This window comes from Megasphaera sp. UBA4233, assembly GCF_002395615.1.
Lineage (GTDB): Bacteria > Bacillota > Negativicutes > Veillonellales > Megasphaeraceae > Megasphaera > Megasphaera hexanoica.
Genome location: NZ_DGXL01000020.1, coordinates 104,496 through 130,590 on the forward strand (window position 1 = coordinate 104,496; position 26,095 = coordinate 130,590).

Here is a 26,095-nt window from a genome sequence, read left to right on the forward strand (position 1 = left end):
GTTTCTATAAATGTGATATTACTGCAGGTTTAACTCACCGCAGAACTCACCGCAGAACTCACCGCAAAGTTTATTTTCACTGCTTCTCAATTAGCTTTTTTACGGAAAGGAGTGTTTGACATGACTATGGAGACCGAACGAAAACAGTACAGTCTTCAATTAGTATCAGATGAACTGGAAGCTATTCGGATATTACTGGATACACTGAACACCGGCGGGATGCTTCAAATCAACGGCGTGGCATTGGCAGCCTATGGGGTATCTTTTGCAACGAGCACGTATGTCAGAAAAGCAGTCGTAGCCGAGCTGTTAGAATGCCAGGCATACCTGCAGAAAGAAAAAGAGATGTTACTGGAGGAAAAAGGGGCATGTTAGAAAAGGAGCTGGAGCAGTATTTCCGGAAACAGATGCTTTACCTGGGGGCGCTGCCGCTGAAATTTGTGTCACCAGGTAAAGCCGGTGTCCCGGACCGGATCGTTCTGATCCCTGGCGGCCATGTCCTGTTCGCCGAACTGAAACGCCCCGGTGAGGACCTGCGGCCGTTGCAGCAGTATGTAGCCCGGGAGTTTTTCCTGATGGGCTTCCCTGTCCGTGTTCTGGACTCCCGGATGAATGTAGATTTGTTAGCCGGAGAAATCCGGTACCTGTTGGGAAGGCGTGATCTGGATGCACGAAGACCGGAAACCTGAACCGTTGATACTACGACCGTATCAGCAGTACGCTGCCAATCTGATTATGGAAAAACCGGCGGTCGGTTTGTTTCTGGATATGGGCATGGGCAAGACGGCGACCACGTTATACGCTGTGAAAGAACTGCTGTATGACTATTTCGATGTCCAGCATGTTCTTGTCATCGCCCCGCTTCGGGTAGCTGAAACGACATGGGCCGACGAGTGCCGGGAATGGGAACAGCTTCAGGATTTGTCTGTTGTCCCCGTCATCGGCAGTATGAAACAGCGGGAAAAAGCGTTGCGGATGCCGGCGGACATCCATACCGTCAATCGGGAAAACGTTCCCTGGCTGGTCGGCTATTACGGCAAGGACTGGCCCTTTGATATGGTAGTGCTTGATGAATCATCATCATTCAAGAACCATCAGTCCCAGCGGTTCCGGGCGCTGAAGCGTGTCCGGCCCCGGATCCGCCGTCTGGTGGAGCTGACCGGGACGCCGGCCCCGAACGGGCTGATGGACCTGTGGAGTCAGATATTCCTGCTTGACGGTGGCAGGCGGTTGGGAAAGACGATTACCGCTTATCGCCATCGCTGGTTCTATCCGGCTGGCGGGTATGGCCATGTCGTGTACAACTATGAGCCGAAGCCCGGCGCCCGTGACGAGATTTATCAGGCTATCTCGGATATCTGTGTCAGCATGAAAGCCGACGATTATATCCATTTGCCGTCAGTGCTGTACAATACGATTTCCGTCCGTTTGCCGGATACGGCGAAAGCCCAGTACAAAAAGCTGGAAAAAGACCTGGTGCTGTCATTGGGGAATGATGATACGATTGTTGCCAGTACGGCAGCTGTATTGAGCAGCAAGCTTCTGCAGATGGCCAGTGGGGCCGTCTATGATGAGAATGGGGAAGTAACCGAACTGCACCGGGCAAAAATCGAGGTATTGGCAGAGATAGCCGAGGTAAATACAAATAAACCGATGCTGGTATTCTACTGGTTCCGGCACGACCTGGAACGGCTGCAGAAAGCCTTTCCGAAGGCCCGTCAGCTGAAAGGGGCACAGGATATCCGGGACTGGAACGACGGGAAGATACCAATGCTGCTGGTCCATCCGGCATCGGCGGGGCATGGACTGAACCTGCAGAAAGGCGGCAGTCTCATCGTCTGGTTCAGCATGACCTGGAGTCTGGAACTGTATCAGCAGGCGAACAAGCGTCTGCATCGGAGCGGACAGACCCGTACCGTGGTCATCCACCATCTAGTAGCGGAAGGCACGATAGACGAGGATGTGATGAAGGCCTTGCAGGAAAAGAGACAAGGGCAGGACAGCATGCTGGAGGCCGTCAAGGCCCGTATACGAGAATATAAGGAGTGAGAAATATGGATAAGGATAACCGTAAAAGGATAGCCGCAAATGGCGGCAGTATATCGACATCCGTCCTGATTTATATGGCACTGCATGACGACGACGCGCTGCGGTTTGGCAGCAAACGGTTGAACCGCATAACGGCATGGGCCGTCAGGAAGAGCTCACAGATCAATCACAGCCCGGACCGGCTCCATGACTGCCGGAAACAGATTGCTGGGCACGGACTGGATTATCAGCTGCAGAGGGATTTCATCCATGTATTGCTGAAAGGATTGAAATTTACGGGAAAACTGGAATATACAGGCGCATGGGAAGGCGCTGAGACCACGTATACGATTATTTTCCTGGCCCTGCACGAGCTGTATGGCCTGGGGCCGCAGAGGCTGAAGCGTATCCAGCGGCGCATCAAAAGTTACGCCTGGTTTATCCGCGAAGGAACGACCCATGTACTCCAATACATGAAATGCCTGAAACTGGAATGCGGACAGAAGTATAGAGCGCTGGATCTTTATGAAAAACAGTATGGAGAAGTACGACTTTAGGAGGAGGTATGTGTATGAAATGGGTAGATGCAAATGAACAGCTTCCGATTCCGCAGCGGCGTGTACTCGTAGCGATGCACGCCGGTACAGAGTGGGAATTTAAAGCCGTCGGGGTGTTTTGCCATGACCATTGGATTGTAGACGGGGAGGCCCGTCTCATCCCGATGTGTGAAGTAGATTATTGGGCGCCGATAGCCTCGACGCCGAAGCGATAAGGAGGAACTAACATGACGATTATTATTGCAGGCGTGATTATTATTTTAGGGATTTCGTTCGGGATAGGAATCTTATTTAAAAATAACGGAACGATCACACTGGCGACATGTGCAGCAGCACTGGTAACATTCGGCATTTTTGTTGCCATGGCAGCCGGCATTGTCTTTGGATATCCGGTATATAAAGTATGGGAACAGAGCAAGGCCGGAGAAGCAGCATTGGCTAAAGCAACCCAGGACCGTCAAGTCAAAGTCCAGGAAGCCGAAGCAGAAATGGAAGCAGCCAGCAAACAGGCCGAAGCAAACCGTATCCTTGGCCAGAGCGTCCGTGATTACCCGGAAGCGATGGAACAGAAATGGGTGGAAGCTATCGAAAAAACATCCAACCAGGTGATTTATCTGCCGACGGAAGCCTCCATCCCGGTCACGGAATCCAGCCGGATGGCCGTGAAAAAACAGCAGGAAAAGTAAATTCAGGTAAAATCAGACAGTAGTATTGGCGGACAGGGTAGGCCGGGCTTATCCTGTCTACCGTATTCCATAGACTGGAGGCTGGGTATGGACAAGTACAACGCTAGTCATAAGAAGGACCTGACAGCCTATCAGGCAATCACCGGCCTGGAAGCAGACGTGCGGAAGCATAGCTTTAAATTAGCCGCCCTGCTATCTGCCATGGCGGCTATGGCCGGCTTCGATATGAAGTATGTTCAGCTAAGGCATCGAAAGACCGGGTTTCAGGTGACAGCTAACGGAAAGGAGCATATTCATGGACGCAGATAAGATATATAAGCATAACGACTATATCACATTGACTAAGAGCTATTTACGGGAGTATACGCCTCTAAAGTCCGCAGAATGTAACTTGCTGGAGCTGATTGATGGCATCGACCTGGAATTACAGGATGTATCCGTGAAGGCAGCTGCCTATGGCGCAGAACAGGCAGGTGGCGTCAAAGAATTAACTGATACGGAGCAAGCCGCGGAAAAGCGATTGTACCTGGCCCATCGCCGGTGGGAACTTATACAATACTGGCGTCGTGTCTCCAGCCTCTGCAAGCGGATTGATACGGCTTTGACATCATTGCCTCCTGAAGAACGGCAGTTGATACAGTTATATTATTTTGACCGAGTCGGATACACCGAAATCTCCCGGATCATGCATAGCAGTGAACGCTCCTGCCGACGCCAGGTGCAGCAGGTCACGACGCAGGTAGCTAGTATGCTGTTCGGCCCCTTTGCCAAGGAACAAGTCATGTTTGTCAGCTAAAAATGAAAAGTTGGCCGTTTTTTGGCCGGATTTTCGTGTCAAGGTGTGATATACTGTAAACTGTCGATAGAAGGGAACAAGGAAATCCCAAAAACAACAGAATAGGAAACCGTCTCTGATGCAGGGGCGGTTTTTTTGTACGCAGGAATAAGGAAGGTGTTAACGTGCAGGTTATAGAAAAACAGGTAGCAGAGCTAATCCCTTATGAAAACAATCCCAGACATAATGAGGACGCTGTGAAGTTCGTGGCCTCCAGCATCCAGCAGTTCGGTTTCAAAGTGCCGATTGTCATCAGCCCGGACAACGTCATCATCGCCGGGCATACTCGTGTCATGGCAGCAAAGGAGCTCGGTATGGATACCGTTCCATGTGTGATTGCAGATGATTTGACGGAAGAACAGATGAAGGCGTTCCGCTTGGCGGACAACAAGGTCACTGAAGCGAGCGGGTGGGACTGGGACAAGTTAGAACAGGAATTGGACGATCTAACGGACTTTGATATGGGTGCTTTCGGTTTCGATGTGGATACCGTTCTTGATGATACAGGAGAAGGATCCGATGGTACAATCAATGATTTCTTTGAAGCGGCCCCGGATACGCCGGAGTCGGAAGCCAGACCGAAAGAGTCGGCTAGGACAGTTACCTGTCCGCACTGTGGCCAGACGTTTGAAATATGAAGCTGTTCCTGGCCCTTAACAGTGTCAATATAGCCCCTATGGGGGGGTGTTGGAAGGAGTTAAGTCGTAAGGCTGCATCTATGAAAATTTATCTGACAGGTTCAAACGGCAGGTGCTGGTGCTTAACCCGTCAGCTGGCAGGGGGGGGATGAAGCACTGAATATGTATCTATCTGGTACCGGGCTCTGGCGGTATGCGCTGGACGGTACCCGTCATCTGACGTTACCAGGTCTGCACAGTTTTTATGTACTGGAATCTTTTGCTTATATTCAGACGGATGACATACTGATTCCGCTGATTCCCTATTTCAAAGGCTTCATGCTGGATAGCGGAGCGTTTACGTTTATGCAACAACAGAAACAGAAAAGCGTGGCCGTTGATTTTGACGCGTATCTGGACAAGTATATCGCGTTTATCAACACATACCATATAGACCAGTTTTTCGAATTGGATATTGATAACCTGGTTGGCTATGAGAAAGTGAAACAGTATCGACGGATTCTGGAAAAGCGGACAGGGAAGCAGTGCATTCCTGTATGGCATCGGAACCGGGGGAAGGACGAATTCTTACGGTTATGTGATGAGTATTCCTATGTAGCGTTAGGTGGGATTGTTAGCAAAGAGATTCGGCTTACAGAGCACCGTTTCTTTCCCTGGTTCATCCGGGAGGCCCACAAACGTGACGCGAAAATCCATGGATTAGGGTATACCCATCTTAAAGGGCTGCGTAAATACCATTTTGATAGTGTGGACTCCTCATCCTGGACATCAGGCAACAGGTTTGGTCACGTTTACCGATTTAACGGCCGGACATTGGAAAAGATCAACAAACCGGAAGGTTTCCGCGTCCGGACGCGTGAAACAGCCATTCAGAATTTTACAGAATGGGTGAAATTTTCCCAGTACGCAGAACGAAATCTGTAAAAATAAGGCGCCGGGAGTCGGTTACAGAAAGGAGTTATTACGAATATGAAAAAAGAAGCCATTGTGCTATTGTCTGGGGGCATTGATTCTACGACATGCCTGGCTTTAGCGGTAGAAAAATACGGAGCAGAAAAAGTATTTGCCTTATCCGTTTACTATGGCCAAAAGCATGTTAAAGAAATGCAGGCTGCGGAAAAAGTAGCCCGGTATTATGGGGTATTACGTCAGGAAATTAATCTGGCGGGTGTTTACCACTGGAGTGACTGCCCATTATTGGCACATTCTGACAAGCCGATTAAACATGAGACATATGCGGAACAGTTAAAGGAATTAGGCGGAACGGGTACCGTCACTACTTATGTTCCTTTTAGAAACGGCCTTCTGCTGTCCTATTCAGCGGCGATAGCTATCAGTGTAGGAGCCTCCGCTATTTATTATGGAGCACATGCGGATGATGCCGCTGGGAGGGCTTACCCGGATTGTACACCTGAATTTGTTAAAGCTATGGATACTGCCATCTACGAAGGAAGTGGTCTTATTTGTCATTTATACGCACCACTTTTAGACCTGAATAAAGCAGGTGTGGTTAAGGAAGGCCTTCAGCTGGGGGCACCGTACGCTTTGACTTGGAGCTGCTATGAGGGCGGAGATATTCCCTGCGGTGTATGTGGGACTTGCCGTGATCGGGCGGCGGCCTTTGCAGCTAACGGAGTGCCGGATCCGGCAAGGGAGGCATGAGACTATGTATATTGTAGAAAAAACGTTTACCGTCTCCGCGGCACATAAGTTAAGGCTGGATTACGAAAGCCCCTGTCAAAATCTGCACGGGCATAACTGGAAAATCACGATTACCTGTGAATCCCCTAAGCTGGATGTTAATGGAATGGTCATCGACTTCAAAACAATCAAACGGCTGATAGAAAAGCGGCTGGATCATCATGTACTGAATCAGGAGCTCCCAGGTATGAACCCGACAGCGGAAAATATTGCGAAATGGATTACAGAGGTCGTTCCGTATTGCGTAAGGGCAGCGGTACAAGAAACAGAAGGGAACGTGGCAATCTATGACTCCAGAATTTAGGAATACGTTTCTTGTCAACGAGATTTTTGACAGTATCGAAGGTGAAGGAATCCGGGCCGGACAGCTGGCAACATTCATCCGGCTAAGTGGATGCAACCTGCGTTGTTCGTACTGTGATACGGCTTATGCCTTTGAACAGGGGAAGACAATGGCTATATCGGACATCCTGAGCAGTGTCCATTATACCAATGTTACATTGACAGGCGGAGAACCGTTACAGCAGCCGATAGGCCCTTTACTAGAGGCTTTATCTGGGCATGAAGTCAATGTGGAAACAAATGGCAGTATAGACATACGGCCTTATCAGGCATATTACAACACATTCTTTACCATAGACTATAAGTGTGGCTCTTCCGGCATGGGTAAGGCTATGTTCCTGCCGAACTTTGAGCACCTGCGGCCCCTGGATGTGCTGAAGTTTGTTGTCGGATCTGTTTCGGACCTTGTTGAGGCCGCTGACTTCTACGATGCATTTAAAAGCAGATTGGCAGATGTGCCAATCTATGTAAGCCCGGTCTTTGGGAAGATAGAGCCAAAAGATATTGTGGCGTTTATGAAAGAACGACGGCTGGTGCATTGGCGGGTCCAGTTACAGCTGCATAAATTCATCTGGGACCCGCGTATGAGAGGAGTATGAAGTATATGGAGACAGAAAACCGTAGAAAGGCTGAACAGGCCGTTCGTGACCTCCTGTCTGCGCTGAACATTCAGATAAAGCAAGGCATGGAAGAAACGCCGGCCCGTGTCATCCGGATGCTGGAGGAAGTCTGGGCAGGGGAACAGTATACCAATCAGGATTTGGCAAAAATGTATGGCAAGACGTTCCCTTGTACTAATGCGGATATGGTAATAGTAAAGGACATTGAGGCCTTTTCCTATTGCGAGCATCATTTGGCGTTGATTTACAATATGAAAATCAGTGTAGCGTATCTGCCGGAAGGAAAAGTCATCGGTTTGTCAAAGATTGCCCGTATCGTGGATATGTGCTGTAAACGGCTGCAGTTGCAGGAGCGTATCGGGCAGGATATCACGGATGTACTGTCCCGGATTGTCGGGCCTCATGTCTGCGTTCGTATCGAAGCAAACCATTCCTGTATGACGGCCCGGGGAATTAAGAAACCGGGGAGCAAGACTGTGACCGTAGCAAAGCATGGCGCATTCAATGACCCGGATGTATTTTCTGAGTTCCTTGAAATGCTTCGGTAACCGGGTTATTCATTACAACTGAAAAGAGTGGTGGTGGGTATGTGAAATTGAAATTGTGGGAACTTGCATACAACGATTATTTACAGGGAATGAAGTACGCGGATATTGCAGAAAAGCATGGCGTGGCTCTGTCCACTGTAAAATCCTGGGCTGTGCGTTACTGGAAACACCCAGAAAAGGGTTGCAAAAAAAGTTGCGACCCGCCCCATTTGCAACCGGAAAAAGTTGCAAAAAAGAAGAAGCGCGGTGCCCCTTTTGGCAGTCAGAATGCTAAAGGGCACGGTGCACCGAAAGGCAACCAGAATGCCAAAGGAAAACACCGTCCGGGAGGCGGCGCCCCGGTCGGAAACCAGAACGGCTTGATAACAGGGGAGTACGCTAAGATACTGACATCAACATTTACAGCGGAAGAAGTCGGTATCTTTAACGCAGCGGCGACGGACCCGCTGGACCAGATTGACCGGACTATTCAGTTCCTGGCTGTCCGGGAGTTTCGTATGCTGAAATTACGGGAGGCCCTGTTACGGCAACGGGAGGAATTGCGGCAGAAGAACTCCGCCAATACTTTTGACCTGGTACAAGATACTACCCTGCTAAAAGAGTCCAGAAAAGAAAAAGATCATATCATGGTTACGACGGAGCAGCGGTTATCTGAAAAAATATTAGCCATCGAGGAAGCCCTCACGCGTGTACAGGAGAAGAAAATACGGGCTATTGAAGCTAAGCAGCGGATCCTTAAGGACAGAGCTGCTTCCCAGGATGTACAGGACATCCATATCACCATTATGCGAAAAGAGAAGGCTGCTGAATGAATATTGTGAAAGAAGTGAATCCTCATTTTGAGGATTTTTTATTTAACTGGGATTATAAATTCTATTTTCTTGTAGGCGGGTACGGTTCTTCCAAATCCTATCATGTGGCGTTAAAAATCATTCTGAAGCTGTTAGCGGAAAAACGGACGTGTCTGGTTGTCCGGGATGTTTATGACACCATCCGGGATTCCTGCTTTTCCCTGTTCAACGAAATTTGTGAAGATATGGAGCTGACGCAGGTTATCCGGTTCACGGCCTCTCCTATGCAGATGAGATTTGTCAACGGAAGCCGGGTCCTGTTCCGGGGCCTTGACAAGCCCAGCAAACTAAAATCCATCAATAATGTCAGCCTGATATGGATTGAGGAATGCTCTGAAATCAAGTACGCCGGCTTCAAGGAACTGCTGGGCCGTCTCCGGCATCCTAATCTAAAGCTGCATATGCTGCTGTCTACGAATCCGGTTTCCCGGTCGAATTGGACCTATAAGTTCTTCTTCAAAAATAAGAGGATAGATGACCAGGAGCTGTATGAAAAACGCGTCCTGAAGGTAGGAAATGTCTATTACCACCATTCCGTGGCCGACGATAATTTGTTTCTGCCGGCAGAGTACATCGAACAGCTGGACGAAATGAAGACGTATGACGAGGACTTGTATCGTATTGCCAGGTTAGGGCAGTTTGGTGTCAACGGCCTGCTGGTCCTGCCCCAGTTTGAGGTACAGCCGCATGATCAGGTCATGGCAGCAGTTGACCATATCCCACAACGGTTCCGCCGGGTAGGCATGGACTTTGGGTTCGAAGAATCCTATAACGCAGTTCTGCGGATGGCCATAGATGATGAACATAAATGGCTGTACATCTATTGGGAATATTACAAGAACCATATGACCGATGATGAGACGGCGGATGACCTGCAGGAATTCGTCCATACCCGGGAACGCATTAAAGCGGATTGTGCGGAACCGAAAGCCATCCGATATTACCAAAAGCGGGGCTTTAACATGGTAGCCACGCATAAGAGCAACGGCGGTACCCGACATTCCCGGCTGGATAACACGCGCAAGATGAAACGGTTTCACCGGATCATCTGTTCCGACCAGTGCCCGCACTGTATCGAGGAGCTGCAGGAGCTGACGTATGCTACGACACGGGACAACGAAATCATCCCGGATGAGTTCAACCGGGACCCTCATACATTCAGTGCTATGTGGTACGGGCTGGATGACTACGATGTAGCCAACCTGAAATTTGCATTACGTAAGGAGGACCTTGGGTTATGAAGATACAGACAACCAAAACCGAATTATCTATGCAGGATATTGCCCAGGTCTGTTTGCGGCATGACACGTTTTATCAGCGTATCCTGCACTTGAAAGACTATTACCTTGGGCATCACGATATCCTGCATAAGGAAGCCCGGGCGAACGGCGCACCGAATAACAAGGTCATAGCCAATTTCTGTAAGTATATTTCCGATATGAACACCGGCTTTTTTATCGGCAAACCAGTAGCCTATGCGTCCTTTACAGGCAATGGTGACGAAGTGCAAGCCCTGCAGGAAGTATTCAAGTATAACGATGAAGCCGCCCATAACATGGGTCTGGCAGAGGAAGCCAGCATTACAGGGGACGGTTATGAACTGCTGTACATGGATGATGACGCCAATATCCGTTTTCAGACGATTCCTTCAGAGGAAGTCATCCTTATTTGTGATGCATCCCTGGAAGAAAATATTCTATATGGTCTTCGCCATTACCGGGTTTATGATCTGGACGGCGTGACGTATCAGGAATTCGTAGATGTGTATGACGAACATACCGTAACCAACTACGCATACAATTCCGGTACACTACGTCAGATAAGCGGCCCGCAGCCTCATTTTTTTGACGGTGTACCTATCGTCGAATACGCCAACAATCAGCTCCATACCGGCGATTTTGAAGGTGTGATTACTCAGGTTGACGCCTATAACCTGGCCCAGAGCTGTACAATGGATGACATGGAGGACTTCACGGATGCGTATCTGTGTCTGTGTGGTTTGGGTGGAACGACAGCCGAGGATATACAGGAAATGCGCCGGAATAAAGTGCTGATGCTTCCGGATGAATCCTCAGATGCGAAATGGTTGATTAAGAACCTCAATGACACGTATATCGAGAACATGAAGACCCGGCTGGAGAAAGATATCCATAAATTTTCCAGCGTGCCGGATATGAGCGATGAGGCGTTTTCCGGGAATGCTTCCGGTGTCGCTATCAAGTATAAGCTCATCGGCATGGAGCAGATCCGCAGCCGTAAGGAAGTCGGATTCAAGAAGGGCCTGCAACGCCGGATAGAGCTGATTGCAGGTATGTTGAAGACGAAAAGTGCGGCAACGATTGATTTCCGGGATATTGAAATCGCCTTCACGGCGAACATCCCGGCGGATATCAAAGAGCAGGCAGATATCGTTAAAGAGCTGTATGGTCTGGTTTCCCAGAAGCGGCTGTTGTCCCTGCTGCCGTTTATTGCCGACCCGGCGACTGAAATGGATGAACTTAAGAGGGAAGAAACGGAACGCCAGGACGCTTTCGGGAGTGATATAAATGACGGACGAACAGTACTGGGCCCAGCGGATGGCGGAGCTGGAGGAGAAATGGAATAAGAAGTGCCGACAGGAACTGGAAGTCGAGCTGATTGCTTACTACCGACAGGCATTGGAGCATATCCGTAAGGACGTTAACGACCTGTATGCCAGATTTGCCAGGGATAACGAGTTGACATATGTAGAAGCATCCCAGCTCCTGCAAGGCAGTGAGTACCGTGTATGGCGTATGGATATACAGGACTATTTGAAACAGTACCGGGATACAGGCAGCGCGGAAATTCTCCGGGAGCTGAATACGCTGGCCATGCGCAGCCGGATTACCCGGCTGGATAAGCTGTACTCTGAAACACTGGTACACCTTGCAGACCTGACAAAGAAAACGGAAGACAGAGTAGACCGGTTCCTGCCGACAGCCTATAAGGACTTCTATTATCATAATCTGTACAATATCGGTCAAAAAGCCGGGTTACAATCTGCGGTAACGGCTGTTGACGATAAACAGGTGCTGGATATCCTGAAAACACCATGGAGCGACAAAAACTATAGTCAGCGGATCTGGAAGAATAATGCAAAACTGGCCCAGACTATCCAGCAAACCATAGTCCAGGCTACGCACAGAGGCACCAGTATAGATACACTGTCCCGGCTGGTCTCCCGGCGAATGGATGTAGGTGTCAGTGATGCCCGACGTCTGGTCCGGACGGAGTTGAATTTCAGCGAGAACAGAGCCGCTTATGACAGCATCAAAGATGCAGGTATGAAATACTATCGGTTCATTGCAACGCTGGACCGTCGTACGTCAGCGACCTGCCGGGAACACGATGGCCATGTCTACGAACTGGACGAATACAGCCCCGGCAGTACTGCTCCGCCACTGCATCCAAACTGCCGTTCTACTATCAGTGGCAGCCTGTACGGACCAGGGAAGAAGAAAACCGGGACACGGATTGCCAGAGACAATAATGACAAGGCATACTATGTACCGGCTGACATGACGTACCGGGAATGGTATCAGCAATATGTAAGCGCTGCTTCCGTTCAAAATTTTAAAAAAGTGGTTTTATCAAATGAAGAAGAGATTGTTAAAAGGTCGGGAAAAAATTTGGCTTTTAGGCAGATTGCCACTCAACCCAATTTACATATTGCTAATGGCATAACATTAAAGCCAAAACAGATGCATGTCTTGCAACAACGGGTTGCAAGCGCTGCTAAAGTTATAGGTGTTGCTAATTATAGTTTACCTGATTTCTACATAGCAACTGAGTTGCAACTTGATACGAACTCACTGGCCATGTATAACTGGAAACAGAACAGGGTATTTATTACGCTTGCATTACTCGATGAGTCAAAGATGATGACACTGCAAAAAGATGGGGTACTGCCTGATAACCCACTAAGCACCATAGTTCATGAGCTTATACATTGGAAAGATGCAGAAAGGTATAGGAATTCACATCATACTATGGATGGATACATGGACTGGGTAATTCGTAAGTGTAGGGAAAAGCTTGTAGAACTTCAAAAGAGAGGATATAATATAAGTGTGAGCAATTATGCGCAGGAAATGCTTATTCAACAACGCTTTGATGAGGTTTATACGGAAATTCGAACCCTGAAACTTTTAGAAAATAGGTGAACATTATGAGATTTAATACCTCTGATGATATGAAAAAATTAGAAAAAATATTTATGCCCTATCTGGATTTCTCAAAAATAAATTGCCCCTTTAAGCCAGGTACCCCTGATAAGGTAAAAGAAGCAAAAGAAGAATGGGATAGAAAGATGAATTCCATGATAAAAAAACACGAAGAGTTAGCATCATTCACAGGTTAAACTAAAATAACATAAAAGCACCCAGCCTTTTCTGAGCTTGGTGCTTTTTTCGTATCCGGAACAGGAGGCAGTTATGCAGTTAGACTGGTACAATAAGGCTCCCCGGAAGAAGGGGCCGCCAATAACAAGTACATAGTGATCCAGCGTCTGAGAAATCAGGCGCTTTTTTGATGTATATTTTTAAGGAGGGAGAGCATGGACGATTTTATTTTTGACCTGCAGCGCTTCGGCAATAGCGATGGAGGTAGTAACGGCAGTACAACAGGTACCACAACGCCAGGTACTACCGGGTCAGATGAGGGCAACTCCGCAGGCACTAATGACGACGAGCAGAAATCCGGCACGACTGGCCCCGCACAGGAAACGGATGTCCAGAAACGGATTGACGAGGCGCTGGCTAAAGCCAAAGCACGATGGGAAAGGGAATACCAGCTAAAGGCAGAAAAGGCTAAGAAAGAAGCTGAACGCCTGTCCAAACTGTCTGAAGAAGAACGGGCTAAGGAAGAACAGGAGGCCATGAAAAAGGAACTGGAGACCAAAGAAAAAGAGCTGAACCGTAAAGAACTGAAGCTCGAAATGGTCAAGGTACTGGCTGACCGTAATCTGCCTGTGGAGTTCATGGATTACCTTATCGCCGATGACAATGAGTCTACTATGGAACGTATCAAAACATTTGATAAGCAGTTCAAGAAAGCCGTAGAAACAGCTGTAAATGAAAAACTCAAAGGCAAGGCCCCAAAAGCCGGGAGTACTGGGAGCGGTAACAATGCAGGTGCAGGCGTGAAAAACGGCTTCTTTGAAGCAATTTATAAGAATCAGGCTAAACGATAAGAGGAGGAATTTATTATGGCAGATACTACGTATTTAAAAGACAATTTAACAGGGTTTGTCCCCACTCCGATTGCGGCTGAAATCATTGCGGATGTTGTCCGGGGCTCCAGCGTGATGCGCTTATCCACAGTGCAGCCGATGGAATCGGAAACGAAGAAATTCCCGGTCATGGTATCCGGTCCTGGGGCGTACTGGGTCGGTGAAACGGAACGCATCCAGACATCTGTTGCTCAGTGGATTTTTCCGGAACTGGTGGCTAAGAAAATCGGCGTTATTATTCCGGTTAGCAAGGAAAAACTGGAAGATACGACAATCGACGTATTTTCTACTGTTAAGCCGTACATTGCGGAAGCCTTTTACAAAGCTATTGATGCTGCCTGCTTATTCGGCACAAACAGCCCGTTTGCAAAGAACATCGTAGGTGTGGCTACAGCCGGGAAATATACAGTCACGGAAGGTACGAACAAACAGCTGGATTTGGACATCTCGGATGTCATGGCAAAAGTAGAAGACAACGGCCTGGATGTAGACGGTTTCGTTGCTGGGTATGATATGAAGAATTCCCTGCGTAAACTCCGTGACGCTAACGGCAATCAGCTGTATGTACAGGACGTAGACCAGAATACACTCTATGCTCAGCCGATTGAATTCTGCCGTAATGGTGCCTGGGATGCTACGAAAGCCCGTGCAATCGCCGGCAACTGGAAGTATTCCATCATCGGCATCCGTGACCAGATTCAGTATGAAACACTCCGGGAAGCGACACTGACTACGATTACCATGGAGGACAGCAAGCCGTTATCCCTGGCAGAGAATGACATGGTGGCCATTAAAGCCACTATGCGTCTGGGCTTCCTGCCTGTAAAGGAAACAGCATTTGCCGTACTGGCACCAAAAACAACCACGTCTACAGCCGGTTAAGAAGGAGAGATAGCCTATGCGTGTGATTACTGCAGATGAGGCCGTCTCCCAGATTACGGAAGCCGTTGCAGTGACCTCTGCAACGGCAGCTCCAGCTGAACGACTGGCCCGGAAATTCGTGTACGATGTGCTGGATTATTGCAACCGGGGGGATTTCCCGGAAGCGCTGGTATATGTAGCAGAGGAAATGGTGACACGCTGGCTGGAGGATAAGGAGACCGGCGGCCGGACACCGGTAAAGAGCATCGAACAGAATGACACCAAATATGAATTCGCAGTATCGGATACGACGGCTACAGGTAGCCCAATAGAGGATGATTTTAACAGCATCAAGCCGAAACTGAATCTGTATCGCCGTCCTATGAGCTTGTAAGAGGTGATAGGTATGACTATGCCCTGGAACCGATGCAAGGCCCTGTTATCGCAGTATATGTACACTGATACAGTGACAGTATACCGCCAGCAGTCCGTAGAGGATGCGGAGGGGGCCGATGATTATGACCTTGTGGCCGTGTATACGGATACCCCGTGTCATCTGACGCAATACGGGAAAGAACTGCAGAGCGGGCAGCTGGCACGGGAATTTTTCACAAGGACGGACCTGCGCATCTGTCTGGATCCTAAGTACGATATCCTGCCGAACGACATACTGACGATTACCCATGATGGGCAGACGTTCCAGCTCAATGCCGCAAAGGCCTTCAAGTATCCGACGCATCAGGAAATCAGCGTCCGAAGAGAGGAGGAAGCCTGATGGGAATGCATTTTGGTGGCTTCGACGCCTTCGATGAGCGATTAGCCAAAATCGAGGAACAGGGAGCTAGAAAGATGAACACGTTCGTCGCCCAGGAAGCAGAAGTAATCCGGGGGAAAGTTCAGGACAATACTCCTGTTGATACAGGCCGGCTGAAAGGTGGCTGGAAACGGTCCAGGGCGGTACAGGGCAAGGTGGAAATCTATAATAACGTCGAATATGCCGCTCATGTCGAATACGGACACCGGACCCGTGGCGGGAAAGGATTCGTAAAGGGGAGCAAAATGCTCCATCGTGGGATGCTGCAGGCGGAAAAGACGTTCCGGGATGATGCTGATACCATCATGAAGGCGGTGCTTGATGAATGATTACACTGCGTGAAATCAAAGCGGCCATCGTAAACGTACTGAAAACAAAATACCCGGAATGCAGGGTGCACTTCGATAATGTAGAAAAATCGGATGCGCCTTATTTTTATGTCGAACTGATGCCGACAGCGACAACAGTCGATGATGTATATAGTGACCGTCTGATCCAGGTGGATGTTACCTACATCCATCCGAAAGACGCCATGGGCCGGGTTAACCGCACAGCTGTCTATGATGTAGCGGATACCCTTGACAGGACAATCCGGCCGGTGCTGGCCATTATGGACCGGCACATCACTATTTTGGATGCAGAGATGACCGTCGTGGATGACATCCTGCATTATATTTTTAATCTTGATTTCCGTGACGCCTGGACCGATGAAGAAGCCGGCCGCGTCCAGTATGAACTGATGCAGTCGATGCAGTTGCAGGTGAACGGGACTGATCTGACAGAGGAGGAATAGACTATGCCAGCACAGGAACAGGAATTATTCGGTCTGCCGCAGGTACTGATTAATTTCCGTACGAAAGGCACGACAGCTATTAAACGGAGTGCCATGGGGATCGTTGCGATGATCCTCCACAATGAATCGAAAGATGAAATCCATAACTATACGATCCGGGATGTATCAGATATCCCGGAAACGGGTCTTACCGATGAAAACGTAGACCTGATCAAGAAATGTCTGCTCGGGACACCACTTCGGGTCCTGGTGTACACACTGCCCCTTTCAACCGTAGAAGGCGCGACTAAGACACAGGCCAACGTCCTCAAGATGCTGGCCAACATCAAATGGAACTGGCTCTGTGCCCCGACATCCACGACGCAGGAACAGAATGACCTGGCATCATGGATTAAGACGCAGCGCACGACAAAACGGAAAACTTTCAAGGCCGTATTGTCTGAACAGGCCGCCGACCATGAAGGGGTTGTCAACTTCTGCACGAACGATATCAAGGTGCAGACTGATACCGACAGCTCTGGCAATCCTGTCTATACAACGTATACGTCGTTACAGTATACAGCCCGTATTGCTGGTATTTTGGCAGGGCTGTCTCTGGACCGCAGTGCCACGTATTTTAAACTAACAGAAGTAGAAAGCGTAGAGGTCTACGAAGATATCGATACGCTGATTGACAAAGGCGAACTGCTTCTCATCGATGAACAGGATGGCGATGGTGTTAAGATTGCCCGCGCCTGCAATTCCCTTACGACCTTCACCACGGACAAGGGCGAAGAATTCCGTAAGATTAAGATCATTGAAGGCATGGATATGATTACCGATGATATCCGTGATACGTTCAAGAAATATTATGTCGGCAAGGTCATCAATGATTACGACCATAAGATGCTGTTTATTTCGGCTATTCTGGTCTATTTCTCCGAAATCAAAGGGAACGTACTGGATGCTGATGCCGATAATACGGTAGATATCAATGAAGAGTATCAGAGCAACTATGCTAAGCTCCATGGTGATGACCCGACGGAAATGTCGGTCATGGAAATCCGCCAGTACAATACCGGTGATACGGTTGCGCTGGTCGGCAATATCCGTCTCGTAGATGCTATGGAAAATCTGACGATTGATTTTACCCTGTAAGGAGGTCTTATAAATGGCAAGAAGCCCATTTGATGTGCAGTATCGAGGTCGTAGACGCTGGAACGGGTCCCACGGCAAGGTATGGTGGGACAATGAATTGCTTTTTGAAATCGAAAAGTTTGAGGTAAACGTAGAGCCACAGCGTGAAGATGTGCTGATCGGTAACAGCGTAGATAGCAAAATCGTATCACTGAAAGGCACCGGGACGATTACAATCAAGAGCGTCATTAACCGCAATCTGAATAAATTCCTCGAAGAATGGAAAGCCGGGCACGACCCGCGGACAACTCTGGTAGGTCTGCTGGAAGACCCGGATATGATTGATGCCCAGAAAGAACGCGTCTCGATCGATAATGTCTGGTTCAACAAATTGGATCTGATGAGTTTTGAAAAAGGCAAGGTAGTTGAAAAAGAATATCCCTTCGGCTTCACGCCGGAAGATGCAGCTTATGTAGAAACCGTAGAATAGGAGGAGTATTACATGGCAGTCAGTGTGCAGGATCTGATTAATCAGAAAGAAAAAATCGAGCAGAAGAAACAGGAAACATTTGATATCACTACCAGCGTCGGGGTAATGACCGTAAAGAAAATGTCTGGGAGCCTGATGGCCGACATTATCGATATGTCGGATGGCGGGGATGAATACTGCATCCTCAACAGCGTCGTAGCTCCGAATCTGAAAGACGCGGCACTGCAGCAGGCCTATGGCTGTGCAGAACCGACGGATATCGTTGATAAGCTATTTGACGCCGGAGAAGTACCGGCCATTGCAAGAAAAATCGCCAGTCTGTCGGGCTATGGTGAAAATATCGAAGCAAAGGTACATGAAGAAATAAAAAACTGATTGAGGAGAACTGGGAAGCGGCTACGGCCGCTTTTCTGGTTCTCAGGGGGCATACACTGGACTGGTTCTTCCATCTGGATCCAGTGGAAAAGATATTCTGCTATCAGGCCATGATGCATGAACAGGAACGGCAGGAGCGGCTGATACTGCTGCCATTAAAAGTGAGAGGAGACCGGATGCTATGAGCAATTACATACTGAGCGCTACACTGGAACTCAAGGACCAGTTCACGGCGCAGGTCAATAAAGCACGGTCCGGTTTCAGGGACCTGACAGGTACATTAAAGGATGCAGGCATTGCAACGGACAATGTTGCGGCCGGAATGGGGAAGGCAGGAACGGCGGCGTCACGGGCGGCCCAGCAGGCGGATAAAGCCAAACGGTCCTTCCAGGGCATCCGCGGCACGTATGAAGTAACTATCCGGGCAAAAGACAACGCGACGGAGCCGATACGCAAAGTCAAGGCTGAATTGAATGGCTTGAAAGGGAAAGCGTATACGGTTGCCCTGAATGTGCGGGCCAATGCTATGAAAGACAAGGGCCTGCAGGATATGAAGAACGCCATGTCTGGCATGGCCGGCGGAATGCTCATGGGCACCAGTATGCAGATGGCAGGGGCTGCGGGCATCGGTTTTGGTATTTATGACGCTGTTAAAGGTTATATGGACTTCGAGCAGGAAATGAGTGCCGTAAAGGCTATTTCCGGGGCGACAGAAGACGAATTCCAACGTCTGACCGATGCTGCCATGAAGATGGGCGCCGAAACGAAATTCTCAGCCAAAGAATCGGCACAGGCTCTGGAATATATGGGCATGGCAGGGTGGAAATCAGATGAAATGATTGCCGGCCTTCCCGGTGTCATGAATCTGGCCGCTGCTTCCGGTGAAGACCTGGGGCGTGTATCGGATATCGTGACGGATGCTATGACATCGTTCAAGCTGGCAGCGTCAGATGCCACCATGTTTTCTGATGTCCTGGCGGCCACGGCGACCAGTTCCAATACCAATGTCGGCAAAATGGGCTATACGTTCCAGTATGTCGCTCCGTTGGCCGGTGCCCTGGGGTATACCATCCAGGACACGGCCCTGGCTATCGGCGCCATGGCGGATGCCGGTATCAAAGGTGAACAGGCCGGTACCAGCCTGAGAGCACTCCTGACCCGTCTGGCATCGCCAACTAAAGATTCGGCGGAAGCCATGCAGACACTGGGGCTCTCTATTACCGATTCCGCTGGTAATATGCGACCTCTGCGGGATATCCTGATAGATATACGGAATGGGTTCAAGCAGCTAACCCCAGCAGAACAAGCGCAGGTAGCATCAGCGCTGGCAGGGCAGGAAGCCATGTCAGGGCTTTTGGGCATTGTTAATGAATCGGATGACAAGTTCAATTCACTGGCTGATTCTATTGATAATTCGGCAGGGGCAGCAAAGAAAATGGCTGACATCCGCCTGGATAATCTGGCCGGTGATCTGGAATATCTGTCCGGGGACTGGGACGCCTTTACCATGTCGCTGATGAAAGGCAATACCAGTAATGGCCTGCGTGACTTCGTGAAGGAAGCCGACAAGCTTTTGAGCGATTTCAGCGGAGTGGTTGAGGAACATGGTCTGGGAGCCCGGTCCGTCCTGTCACTGATAGGAGAAGGAATAAAAGATCTGAAAGATAAATTCCTTGCCTTTGACGGCATCGGGTCTGTACTGGCAGGAGGCGCCCTGGCATTCGGACTGAAGAAGCTATATGACTTAGCACAGAAAGTACGCAGTTCCGTCCAGGGGCTGATAACGAAATCGTCAAAGCCACCTGCAGGACCGGAATCAAGTACGACAGGCGTAAAAGATATGATGGTATCAGCCAGGACCGTCATTGTAAATGGGAAGGAATCACCATCTAATACGCCTTCCACTCCTGCACCGGGAACACCAGGTACGAAAACGCCATCTAAAACGAAGACGCCGTCATCGTCCCGTATCGGAGGTGTAATGAGGCGTCTTCCTGTATTGGGTGGATTGACGTATCTGGCTGGCTCTGCGCTGAACGTTGCGTATGCCCCGGAAGAAGAACGAGGTGCAGCGATAAGCGGCGCCGTTGGTGGCGGACTAGGATGGCTCGGCGGTGCGAAACTAGGAGCTATGGCCGGTGGTTTGGCTGGGCCTGTCGGCGCTGCCATAGGCGGTTTAGCTGGTGGGATAGGCGGCGGCCTTTTTGGCGAAAAACTAGGTGATGCGTTCGCGCGGATTGACTGGAACCGGATGAAGCAGCCATTCTCCCGTGCCCTGTCTGAAATGAAAGCTGATTTTGCTAACATGGGGCCACGGTTTGACGCTGATGTACAGGACATGGCGCAGAAAATGGGCCAGGCATGGGAGGATATGAAGACATCGGCAGGACAGAAACTGGACAGTCTGAATGACTGGGCCAATGATACCTGGGACGATATCCAGCAGGGAGCTGAATACACAGGGCAGGGAATCGTGAATAGTTTTTCCGAAGCCTGCGCCAATGCAGAAAATGCCTGGGCTGATTTCTGCAGCTGGTTTGATAGCAATGTTTGCCAGCCTTTGGCAGGGCTGGCCAGTTCCGCTGCAGATAAACTGACGGAATTAGGTTCTGCAGCGGCATCCGTCCCTACGTTCGGTGGTTCGGGACCGTTAGACAGTGCGTTTTCATCTATTTTCCCGCTCGGGCATAACGCGTCCGGCTCGTCTTATTATTCTGGTGGCTGGACAGAAATCAATGAACGGGGTGGCGAAATCGTAGACCTGCCACGGGGAAGCCGTATTTATCCACATGCTACAACGGAACGCATCATCCAGAATGAGCTGGATGGCAGCATGCCGGCAGGCGGCCCGGTCGTCGTCAAAGGCAATACCTTCTATGTCCGGGAAGAAGCCGATATAGACCGCATCGCCTATAAACTGGCTAAACTGATTTCCCAGGGGCATGCCAATTACGGAGGTGGTTACTGATGAGTCTGGGCACGTTAGGCAATACAATACAGGTCCTTTCGGCCATCTTCTCCAGTGGCGGAGTAAGCGGAAGACGGCAGATCATCATTGAAGGTCCTACAGGGCGCCTGGTCATACCGGTAACGCCGGCAAAGTATACTGTCGGAGATGGCCAAAAGAATAAAGTCGTCGATATTACACAGGTCGGGGAAGTTACAGTGTTTGGGATGCCAAAAGCCCGGACACTGTCATTTTCCTGCTTCTTCCCGTCTACTGTGCATGATTATCCGTTCGTCGTAGGTGATTACACAGACCCGACTGCCTGTGTTGAGAAGCTGACAGAATGGAAAGCGTCCCGAAAGCCGGTGCGTGTCATCATTACCGATTCTCCGGTAAACATGCAGATGGCCATCATGGAGTTCTCCTACTGGGAACAGGATGGCAGCCGGGATATCTACTATACGCTCAATTTCACGGAGTACAAAGAACTCAATGTCCCGGCGGCCAATAATGAAAAGCCGATTGACGACGCGACAGGGCTTAAAGTACGTCCGGTTGACCTGGATGCCAAAATCAAGGAAGAACAGGCTAATGTCTCTAAAGGCAAAGCATTATTCCAGAAAGGCTGTGATGTGATGGATATCGCTAAGAAGGCCTACGGGGATTATACCCATTGGCGCCGTGTCGTAAAAAGCAATAACCTGAAGAGTCTGGTCATCAATAACGCCGGACAAATCCGGAAGTGGGTGATCAAGAATTGATCATCAAGCATAAGCAGATCGTCACGGAGACAACGAAAGACGCAAGCGGACGGGAGACAACGACTCAGAAAGACGTGCTGAATGACATATCACGGCTTACTGTTGGCAAGATTACCTGGGAAGGCTCACGGCTTCAGGTGGCCCGGAAACTGACATTTTCTTATGTCCAGGACGCCCGGGACCCGAACCTTCCGAACTACGTCATCAACTGTGGTGAGACGGTCTATGGCTATGATGAAGACGGGAACCTGCAGTTCCAGGGCAATGTGTACAGTGTCGAAAAAAATGTACAGCAGTCTACTGTCACAGTCATGGCCTACGATAATCTGTTCATCCTTTGCCGGTCTAAAACGACGCGGAAATTCACGGATATGCTGGCTGAGGACATTGCAAAAGAGGTCTGTAGTGAACTGGGTATCAAAGTCGGGAAACTGGCCGAGACAGGGAAGAAAGTCTCTTTCATTGCTCAGGAAAAGACGGGCTATCAGATTATCATGATTGCCTATACTGACGCGGCCAATCAAATCAACACCCAGAAGGAAAACAAGGATGATCCGGACGTTCTCTTCCATCCGGTCATGCGCGGCGATGAACTGAATGTCATCAAAAAAGGCGAACTCATCGAAGGCATGGAGGCCAATCAATATATAAACATCGAGAACAGCCAGTATAAAGAATCTATTGAAAGCATGGTCAACAGCGTCATGATTACGGACCAGCAGGGCAATGTCACGGGCTATCAGACAAAAGATGAGTGGATACAGAAGTATTCCATGGTGCAGGATGTCTATAAGAAGAACCCGAATGACAATACCCAGGAAGCCATCAATAAGTTGTTCCATGGCCCCGACCGGACCGGGATTATTGATATGCTCGGTAATTATGCTGCCAAATCCTCTTATTCTATCCAGATTAAGGATATCCTGACAGAATTGTGCGGAAAATTCTGGATTAAATCCGATACGCATACTTTTGAGAACGGTATCCATGAAATGCGGCTCGAAATCGAATTCGAGAACATCATGAACAAAGAAGAAAAGCCCAAAGAAATAAAAACGAAAACAGGCCGTACCGCGTCTGCCATTGGTGGGGCAAACTTAGCGGCCACTGAAGGCGTGCAGGCAGGCTTTGCCGCCTGGGAAGGTGCCACTATGCCGGATGGGCCGGAAGGCTGTGTCGAAGCGGCTACACGCATTGGCAGTTATTACAGCCCGTTCCTGAAACAGGAATATGATGACGGCGTAGCAGGTGTTGACAGGCTGGTGGGAGATGCCGGCGATGGCGTCATTGATTTCGACCAGGGACAGCTGGAAGTAGGGGATTGTGTTGTATATGGCGATAATGACCATGTAGTCATCTATAGCGGTGACGGATGCTATGTCGGTAACAACTCCAGCGCCAATAATGGCAACGGGGCTGTCGGGACTGGCGGTATCTATAATATCGGTCAGACACCAACGAAAATTATCAAAACAAGTCATATGTAGGGGGTGACAGTATGGCCGGAATCCCTGCGGCTTCCCAGTCGGTGGCCGCTATTGTAGATATCATGCATAGAGTTATAAAGGACGAGCTGCCACGGGGGGCACTGGTTGGTATTGTAGAACAGTCCCCGCCTGAACTGGTGGTCCGGGCCAATAATATCCCATTAACGAATAAGGACCTATATTGTTCCCGGTACCTGCTCCCTGGTTATACCCGCCACGTTAAAGGCGAAACCAGCGACAAAGCAGGCGGGAGTGGCGATGCCGAGTATGAAAGCCACCGGCACCCCATCGATAATGATGAAACATGGACGGATACCTTACAACCGGGTACAGCCGTGTTGCTCATCCCGATTTATGGGCAGGACGAACAGCTGTACTGGGTAGTAGACAGCGGGGTGAAATTATGAGTGAATCATATCCATTTACCGGGGCTGTATCGGCCAATACTTACACGTCAGATCTGCCGGTCCCGAAGGAATATGCCTGGGACTTTGACAAGGACTGCTTCCTCTACGATGCACAAGGGAAGCACGTTATAGTGGAAGGCGATGAAGCTATCAAAATCTGGATCTATAAGGCACTCAGCACCGAACGCTTCCGGTACCTGGCTTACAGCTGGCAGTATGGTATTGAGCTAAGGCCGTTTATCGGCAAGGTCATGGGAGTACAGCAGAGATACAGCGAAATCAAGCGTGTCATCATCGAGTGCCTGATGGTGAATCCATATATCAAGAGTATCGATAGTGTTGAGATTACCCATAAAGGCGACAGCGTTTCTATATCCATTGTAATTTCTACGATTTATGGGGAGGTGAGTGTCGATGTATGAAGCACGCGAGCAGGATGAGATTTTAAGCGAACTGCAGGAAAATACAAGCACTGATGCATCCAGTTATGAAGGTACATTTACATACGATGTACTAGCAGCGAACAGCATCGAATTTGCTAAACAGGAAGTAGAACGGGAGCAGGCATATAAAGCCGCGTTTGCGAAAACATCCTGGGGTGATTACCTCGCTATGCGGGCAGAGGAACATGGCATTTTCCGGCGGCAGGCTGTCAAAGCGAAAGGGGCGGTCACTATTACCGGGACCGGCGTAGTCCCCCTGAACAGCCTGTTCCAGACAGAATCAGGCATTACCTTCCAGACAACAAAAGCGGCTACGATTACCCGGAGCGGGGATATCCCTGTCGAATGTACGACTGGCGGTACCATAGGGAATGTAGAAGCCGGTACTATTACGGTTATTCCTATGTCTATCCCCGGTATCAGCAGTGTTACTAATGCAGAGGCAACGTACGATGGATTTGACGAAGAAGATGATGCGTCCTTATATAACCGGCTGATTTTTAAAGTCCGGCAGCCGGCGACATCGGGGAATAAGAATGAATACATCCAATGGGTTACCAGTATTGCAGGCGTAGGAAAGGTTGTGGTCCTGCCATTGTGGAATGGGAACGGCACAGTAAAGGTATTACTGACAGACAGCAACGGGAACCCGGCTTCTGGGTCCCTGCAAAAGACGGTAGCTGATTATATTGAGTCTGTCCGCCCCATTGGGGCCACGGTGACTGTTGCAGCCCCGGACATCTTTGAGGTCAAAATCGCGATTACACCATTAGACAGCAAGAATGCTGATGCAGCAGCCATCAAGACCGTCGTCAACGCATATTTCGGCTCTCATCAGTTTGCAAATATCCGCGTCACTTGTGCAATGATCGGCAAGATGATTCTGGAGGATTCGTCTTGTGGTGTCAATGATTATGAGTCCCTTACCGTTAATGGCAGTTCTACCATGGTGACCGTCACAACGGAACAGATTGCCCAGTGTACCGAGGTGACTATTAATGGCTGATTTTAATTTTCTCCGTATTGATCCAGTAGACCTGGCACGGTATCTGCCGGCATTCTTGGAAAAAGATCCAGTATTTCAACATACCCTGGCGGCGTTATCCAGTGAGCACGAGACACAACGGTTACAGCTCATGGATGTGACGAAACAGTTCTTTGTCAAAACTGCCACATGGGGAATCCCGGATTGGGAGACGTTTTTAGGTCTGCAATACAACGCAGATGATCCACCGGAAAAACGAAAGAACCGTATTTTAATTGCCCTGAAAGGCCCACAGACAACGACCTTAGAACGAATTACGGATATTGTCAACGCGTATGGCACTGGGAATGTAGAAGAACATAACGACAAATATTACTTCATCGTCTTCACAACACGGACGGATGAAGCATCTTTAAAGGAAATGCGGGAAACCATAGAGACATACAAGCCGGCCCATTTAGGATGCTATGTCTATCTGGGATGGTCCTGGAATGGAAAAATTAATTTTGATGGTACGTATACATACGGAACCAGTATGACGGAATGGAGTGATAAATAA

General features: G+C 49.3%; 35 protein-coding genes. All 35 read left to right on the forward strand.

What is annotated here, in order from left to right; translation table 11 throughout:
• The first annotated feature begins 120 nt into the window (after positions 1-120).
• The 35 genes from B2U90_RS06565 to B2U90_RS06735 all read left to right on the forward strand — a co-directional run bounded on the left by B2U90_RS06565 (position 121) and on the right by B2U90_RS06735 (position 26,095).
• Positions 121-375 (forward strand): hypothetical protein, encoded by a 255-nt coding sequence (locus tag B2U90_RS06565; protein ID WP_292017412.1) that lies wholly within the window; start codon positions 121-123, stop codon positions 373-375.
• On the forward strand, positions 369-689 hold the full coding sequence (locus B2U90_RS06570; RefSeq protein WP_292017413.1) for a VRR-NUC domain-containing protein: 321 nt from the start codon (positions 369-371) through the stop codon (positions 687-689). The genes B2U90_RS06565 and B2U90_RS06570 overlap by 7 nt, the downstream gene beginning before the upstream one ends.
• Positions 667-2,049 (forward strand): DEAD/DEAH box helicase, encoded by a 1,383-nt coding sequence (locus B2U90_RS06575; RefSeq protein ID WP_292017414.1) that lies wholly within the window; start codon positions 667-669, stop codon positions 2,047-2,049. The genes B2U90_RS06570 and B2U90_RS06575 overlap by 23 nt, the downstream gene beginning before the upstream one ends.
• Positions 2,050-2,054: 5 nt before the next feature.
• Positions 2,055-2,585, forward strand: a complete 531-nt coding sequence (locus tag B2U90_RS06580; protein ID WP_292017415.1) for a hypothetical protein — start codon at positions 2,055-2,057, stop codon at positions 2,583-2,585.
• 14 nt (positions 2,586-2,599) lie between these two features.
• Complete coding sequence (locus B2U90_RS06585) at positions 2,600-2,800, forward strand: hypothetical protein (RefSeq protein WP_292017416.1); 201 nt, start codon at positions 2,600-2,602, stop codon at positions 2,798-2,800.
• 12 nt (positions 2,801-2,812) lie between these two features.
• On the forward strand, positions 2,813-3,271 hold the full coding sequence (locus tag B2U90_RS06590; RefSeq protein WP_292017417.1) for a hypothetical protein: 459 nt from the start codon (positions 2,813-2,815) through the stop codon (positions 3,269-3,271).
• A gap of 87 nt (positions 3,272-3,358) precedes the next feature.
• The gene (locus B2U90_RS06595) at positions 3,359-3,580 is read left to right on the forward strand and encodes a hypothetical protein (protein ID WP_292017418.1); all 222 of its coding nucleotides are present in this window, start codon (positions 3,359-3,361) and stop codon (positions 3,578-3,580) included.
• A complete protein-coding gene (locus tag B2U90_RS06600) occupies positions 3,567-4,067 on the forward strand; it encodes a sigma-70 region 4 domain-containing protein (RefSeq protein WP_292017419.1) in 501 nt (166 codons plus the stop codon). The genes B2U90_RS06595 and B2U90_RS06600 overlap by 14 nt, the downstream gene beginning before the upstream one ends.
• A 164-nt stretch (positions 4,068-4,231) precedes the next feature.
• On the forward strand, positions 4,232-4,744 hold the full coding sequence (locus B2U90_RS06605) for a ParB N-terminal domain-containing protein (RefSeq protein ID WP_292017420.1): 513 nt from the start codon (positions 4,232-4,234) through the stop codon (positions 4,742-4,744).
• Between the two features lie 162 nt (positions 4,745-4,906).
• Entirely contained in the window at positions 4,907-5,668 is a 762-nt protein-coding gene (locus B2U90_RS06610) for a hypothetical protein (protein ID WP_292017421.1), read from the forward strand.
• Positions 5,669-5,704: 36 nt separating this feature from the next.
• On the forward strand, positions 5,705-6,406 hold the full coding sequence (gene queC / locus B2U90_RS06615; protein ID WP_349678595.1) for a 7-cyano-7-deazaguanine synthase QueC: 702 nt from the start codon (positions 5,705-5,707) through the stop codon (positions 6,404-6,406).
• 4 nt (positions 6,407-6,410) lie between these two features.
• Positions 6,411-6,749, forward strand: a complete 339-nt coding sequence (locus tag B2U90_RS06620; RefSeq protein ID WP_292017422.1) for a 6-pyruvoyl trahydropterin synthase family protein — start codon at positions 6,411-6,413, stop codon at positions 6,747-6,749.
• Positions 6,733-7,386 carry a radical SAM protein gene (locus B2U90_RS06625; RefSeq protein WP_292017423.1) on the forward strand — a complete coding sequence of 218 codons (654 nt, stop codon included), beginning with the start codon at positions 6,733-6,735 and terminating at the stop codon, positions 7,384-7,386. The genes B2U90_RS06620 and B2U90_RS06625 overlap by 17 nt, the downstream gene beginning before the upstream one ends.
• Before the next feature lie 5 nt (positions 7,387-7,391).
• Positions 7,392-7,955 (forward strand): GTP cyclohydrolase I, encoded by a 564-nt coding sequence (gene folE / locus B2U90_RS06630; RefSeq protein WP_292017424.1) that lies wholly within the window; start codon positions 7,392-7,394, stop codon positions 7,953-7,955.
• Positions 7,956-7,996: 41 nt separating this feature from the next.
• On the forward strand, positions 7,997-8,767 hold the full coding sequence (locus B2U90_RS06635) for a hypothetical protein (RefSeq protein WP_292017425.1): 771 nt from the start codon (positions 7,997-7,999) through the stop codon (positions 8,765-8,767).
• Entirely contained in the window at positions 8,764-10,047 is a 1,284-nt protein-coding gene (locus B2U90_RS06640; RefSeq protein ID WP_292017426.1) for a PBSX family phage terminase large subunit, read from the forward strand. The genes B2U90_RS06635 and B2U90_RS06640 overlap by 4 nt, the downstream gene beginning before the upstream one ends.
• Positions 10,044-11,411, forward strand: coding sequence for a phage portal protein (locus B2U90_RS06645; RefSeq protein WP_292017427.1), 1,368 nt, complete (start codon positions 10,044-10,046; stop codon positions 11,409-11,411). The genes B2U90_RS06640 and B2U90_RS06645 overlap by 4 nt, the downstream gene beginning before the upstream one ends.
• On the forward strand, positions 11,353-12,990 hold the full coding sequence (locus B2U90_RS06650; protein WP_292017428.1) for a minor capsid protein: 1,638 nt from the start codon (positions 11,353-11,355) through the stop codon (positions 12,988-12,990). The genes B2U90_RS06645 and B2U90_RS06650 overlap by 59 nt, the downstream gene beginning before the upstream one ends.
• A gap of 5 nt (positions 12,991-12,995) precedes the next feature.
• A complete protein-coding gene (locus B2U90_RS06655; protein WP_292017429.1) occupies positions 12,996-13,187 on the forward strand; it encodes a hypothetical protein in 192 nt (63 codons plus the stop codon).
• A gap of 195 nt (positions 13,188-13,382) precedes the next feature.
• The gene (locus B2U90_RS06660) at positions 13,383-14,018 is read left to right on the forward strand and encodes a DUF4355 domain-containing protein (RefSeq protein ID WP_292017430.1); all 636 of its coding nucleotides are present in this window, start codon (positions 13,383-13,385) and stop codon (positions 14,016-14,018) included.
• A 15-nt stretch (positions 14,019-14,033) separates the two neighbouring features.
• Entirely contained in the window at positions 14,034-14,939 is a 906-nt protein-coding gene (locus B2U90_RS06665) for a phage major capsid protein (protein WP_292017431.1), read from the forward strand.
• A 16-nt stretch (positions 14,940-14,955) separates the two neighbouring features.
• Entirely contained in the window at positions 14,956-15,312 is a 357-nt protein-coding gene (locus B2U90_RS06670; RefSeq protein ID WP_292017432.1) for a hypothetical protein, read from the forward strand.
• 12 nt (positions 15,313-15,324) lie between these two features.
• Entirely contained in the window at positions 15,325-15,693 is a 369-nt protein-coding gene (locus tag B2U90_RS06675) for a hypothetical protein (protein ID WP_292017433.1), read from the forward strand.
• The gene (locus tag B2U90_RS06680) at positions 15,693-16,061 is read left to right on the forward strand and encodes an HK97 gp10 family phage protein (RefSeq protein ID WP_292017434.1); all 369 of its coding nucleotides are present in this window, start codon (positions 15,693-15,695) and stop codon (positions 16,059-16,061) included. The genes B2U90_RS06675 and B2U90_RS06680 overlap by 1 nt, the downstream gene beginning before the upstream one ends.
• Positions 16,058-16,525: a phage tail terminator family protein gene (locus B2U90_RS06685; protein ID WP_292017435.1), complete on the forward strand. Its 468-nt coding sequence runs from the start codon at positions 16,058-16,060 to the stop codon at positions 16,523-16,525. The genes B2U90_RS06680 and B2U90_RS06685 overlap by 4 nt, the downstream gene beginning before the upstream one ends.
• A 3-nt stretch (positions 16,526-16,528) precedes the next feature.
• Positions 16,529-17,662: a phage tail sheath C-terminal domain-containing protein gene (locus tag B2U90_RS06690; RefSeq protein WP_292017436.1), complete on the forward strand. Its 1,134-nt coding sequence runs from the start codon at positions 16,529-16,531 to the stop codon at positions 17,660-17,662.
• A 13-nt stretch (positions 17,663-17,675) separates the two neighbouring features.
• On the forward strand, positions 17,676-18,131 hold the full coding sequence (locus B2U90_RS06695) for a phage tail tube protein (RefSeq protein ID WP_292017437.1): 456 nt from the start codon (positions 17,676-17,678) through the stop codon (positions 18,129-18,131).
• 12 nt (positions 18,132-18,143) lie between these two features.
• Positions 18,144-18,506, forward strand: coding sequence for a phage tail assembly chaperone (locus tag B2U90_RS06700; RefSeq protein WP_292017438.1), 363 nt, complete (start codon positions 18,144-18,146; stop codon positions 18,504-18,506).
• A gap of 181 nt (positions 18,507-18,687) precedes the next feature.
• Positions 18,688-21,474 carry a phage tail tape measure protein gene (locus tag B2U90_RS06705; protein ID WP_292017439.1) on the forward strand — a complete coding sequence of 929 codons (2,787 nt, stop codon included), beginning with the start codon at positions 18,688-18,690 and terminating at the stop codon, positions 21,472-21,474.
• Positions 21,474-22,214: a hypothetical protein gene (locus B2U90_RS06710; protein ID WP_292017440.1), complete on the forward strand. Its 741-nt coding sequence runs from the start codon at positions 21,474-21,476 to the stop codon at positions 22,212-22,214. The genes B2U90_RS06705 and B2U90_RS06710 overlap by 1 nt, the downstream gene beginning before the upstream one ends.
• The gene (locus tag B2U90_RS06715) at positions 22,211-23,701 is read left to right on the forward strand and encodes an XkdQ/YqbQ family protein (protein ID WP_292017441.1); all 1,491 of its coding nucleotides are present in this window, start codon (positions 22,211-22,213) and stop codon (positions 23,699-23,701) included. The genes B2U90_RS06710 and B2U90_RS06715 overlap by 4 nt, the downstream gene beginning before the upstream one ends.
• Before the next feature lie 11 nt (positions 23,702-23,712).
• Positions 23,713-24,108, forward strand: coding sequence for a DUF2577 family protein (locus B2U90_RS06720; RefSeq protein ID WP_292017442.1), 396 nt, complete (start codon positions 23,713-23,715; stop codon positions 24,106-24,108).
• Positions 24,105-24,530, forward strand: a complete 426-nt coding sequence (locus tag B2U90_RS06725; protein ID WP_292017443.1) for a DUF2634 domain-containing protein — start codon at positions 24,105-24,107, stop codon at positions 24,528-24,530. Before B2U90_RS06720 ends, B2U90_RS06725 begins: the two co-directional genes overlap by 4 nt.
• Positions 24,523-25,557: a baseplate J/gp47 family protein gene (locus B2U90_RS06730; protein WP_292017444.1), complete on the forward strand. Its 1,035-nt coding sequence runs from the start codon at positions 24,523-24,525 to the stop codon at positions 25,555-25,557. Before B2U90_RS06725 ends, B2U90_RS06730 begins: the two co-directional genes overlap by 8 nt.
• Positions 25,550-26,095: a putative phage tail protein gene (locus B2U90_RS06735; RefSeq protein ID WP_292017445.1), complete on the forward strand. Its 546-nt coding sequence runs from the start codon at positions 25,550-25,552 to the stop codon at positions 26,093-26,095. The genes B2U90_RS06730 and B2U90_RS06735 overlap by 8 nt, the downstream gene beginning before the upstream one ends.

Excerpts from the sequence above, each read along its gene's own strand:
- B2U90_RS06565 (WP_292017412.1), top strand. The coding sequence starts at position 121 with ATGACTATGGAGACCGAACGAAAACAGTACAGTCTTCAATTAGTATCA.
- B2U90_RS06570 (WP_292017413.1), top strand. The coding sequence starts at position 369 with ATGTTAGAAAAGGAGCTGGAGCAGTATTTCCGGAAACAGATGCTTTAC.
- B2U90_RS06575 (WP_292017414.1), top strand. The coding sequence starts at position 667 with ATGCACGAAGACCGGAAACCTGAACCGTTGATACTACGACCGTATCAG.
- B2U90_RS06580 (WP_292017415.1), top strand. The coding sequence starts at position 2,055 with ATGGATAAGGATAACCGTAAAAGGATAGCCGCAAATGGCGGCAGTATA.
- B2U90_RS06585 (WP_292017416.1), top strand. The coding sequence starts at position 2,600 with ATGAAATGGGTAGATGCAAATGAACAGCTTCCGATTCCGCAGCGGCGT.
- B2U90_RS06590 (WP_292017417.1), top strand. The coding sequence starts at position 2,813 with ATGACGATTATTATTGCAGGCGTGATTATTATTTTAGGGATTTCGTTC.
- B2U90_RS06595 (WP_292017418.1), top strand. The coding sequence starts at position 3,359 with ATGGACAAGTACAACGCTAGTCATAAGAAGGACCTGACAGCCTATCAG.
- B2U90_RS06600 (WP_292017419.1), top strand. The coding sequence starts at position 3,567 with ATGGACGCAGATAAGATATATAAGCATAACGACTATATCACATTGACT.
- B2U90_RS06610 (WP_292017421.1), top strand. The coding sequence starts at position 4,907 with ATGTATCTATCTGGTACCGGGCTCTGGCGGTATGCGCTGGACGGTACC.
- B2U90_RS06620 (WP_292017422.1), top strand. The coding sequence starts at position 6,411 with ATGTATATTGTAGAAAAAACGTTTACCGTCTCCGCGGCACATAAGTTA.
- B2U90_RS06625 (WP_292017423.1), top strand. The coding sequence starts at position 6,733 with ATGACTCCAGAATTTAGGAATACGTTTCTTGTCAACGAGATTTTTGAC.
- folE (WP_292017424.1), top strand. The coding sequence starts at position 7,392 with ATGGAGACAGAAAACCGTAGAAAGGCTGAACAGGCCGTTCGTGACCTC.
- B2U90_RS06640 (WP_292017426.1), top strand. The coding sequence starts at position 8,764 with ATGAATATTGTGAAAGAAGTGAATCCTCATTTTGAGGATTTTTTATTT.
- B2U90_RS06645 (WP_292017427.1), top strand. The coding sequence starts at position 10,044 with ATGAAGATACAGACAACCAAAACCGAATTATCTATGCAGGATATTGCC.
- B2U90_RS06650 (WP_292017428.1), top strand. The coding sequence starts at position 11,353 with ATGACGGACGAACAGTACTGGGCCCAGCGGATGGCGGAGCTGGAGGAG.
- B2U90_RS06655 (WP_292017429.1), top strand. The coding sequence starts at position 12,996 with ATGAGATTTAATACCTCTGATGATATGAAAAAATTAGAAAAAATATTT.
- B2U90_RS06660 (WP_292017430.1), top strand. The coding sequence starts at position 13,383 with ATGGACGATTTTATTTTTGACCTGCAGCGCTTCGGCAATAGCGATGGA.
- B2U90_RS06665 (WP_292017431.1), top strand. The coding sequence starts at position 14,034 with ATGGCAGATACTACGTATTTAAAAGACAATTTAACAGGGTTTGTCCCC.
- B2U90_RS06670 (WP_292017432.1), top strand. The coding sequence starts at position 14,956 with ATGCGTGTGATTACTGCAGATGAGGCCGTCTCCCAGATTACGGAAGCC.
- B2U90_RS06675 (WP_292017433.1), top strand. The coding sequence starts at position 15,325 with ATGACTATGCCCTGGAACCGATGCAAGGCCCTGTTATCGCAGTATATG.
- B2U90_RS06680 (WP_292017434.1), top strand. The coding sequence starts at position 15,693 with ATGGGAATGCATTTTGGTGGCTTCGACGCCTTCGATGAGCGATTAGCC.
- B2U90_RS06685 (WP_292017435.1), top strand. The coding sequence starts at position 16,058 with ATGATTACACTGCGTGAAATCAAAGCGGCCATCGTAAACGTACTGAAA.
- B2U90_RS06690 (WP_292017436.1), top strand. The coding sequence starts at position 16,529 with ATGCCAGCACAGGAACAGGAATTATTCGGTCTGCCGCAGGTACTGATT.
- B2U90_RS06695 (WP_292017437.1), top strand. The coding sequence starts at position 17,676 with ATGGCAAGAAGCCCATTTGATGTGCAGTATCGAGGTCGTAGACGCTGG.
- B2U90_RS06700 (WP_292017438.1), top strand. The coding sequence starts at position 18,144 with ATGGCAGTCAGTGTGCAGGATCTGATTAATCAGAAAGAAAAAATCGAG.
- B2U90_RS06705 (WP_292017439.1), top strand. The coding sequence starts at position 18,688 with ATGAGCAATTACATACTGAGCGCTACACTGGAACTCAAGGACCAGTTC.
- B2U90_RS06710 (WP_292017440.1), top strand. The coding sequence starts at position 21,474 with ATGAGTCTGGGCACGTTAGGCAATACAATACAGGTCCTTTCGGCCATC.
- B2U90_RS06720 (WP_292017442.1), top strand. The coding sequence starts at position 23,713 with ATGGCCGGAATCCCTGCGGCTTCCCAGTCGGTGGCCGCTATTGTAGAT.
- B2U90_RS06725 (WP_292017443.1), top strand. The coding sequence starts at position 24,105 with ATGAGTGAATCATATCCATTTACCGGGGCTGTATCGGCCAATACTTAC.
- B2U90_RS06730 (WP_292017444.1), top strand. The coding sequence starts at position 24,523 with ATGTATGAAGCACGCGAGCAGGATGAGATTTTAAGCGAACTGCAGGAA.
- B2U90_RS06735 (WP_292017445.1), top strand. The coding sequence starts at position 25,550 with ATGGCTGATTTTAATTTTCTCCGTATTGATCCAGTAGACCTGGCACGG.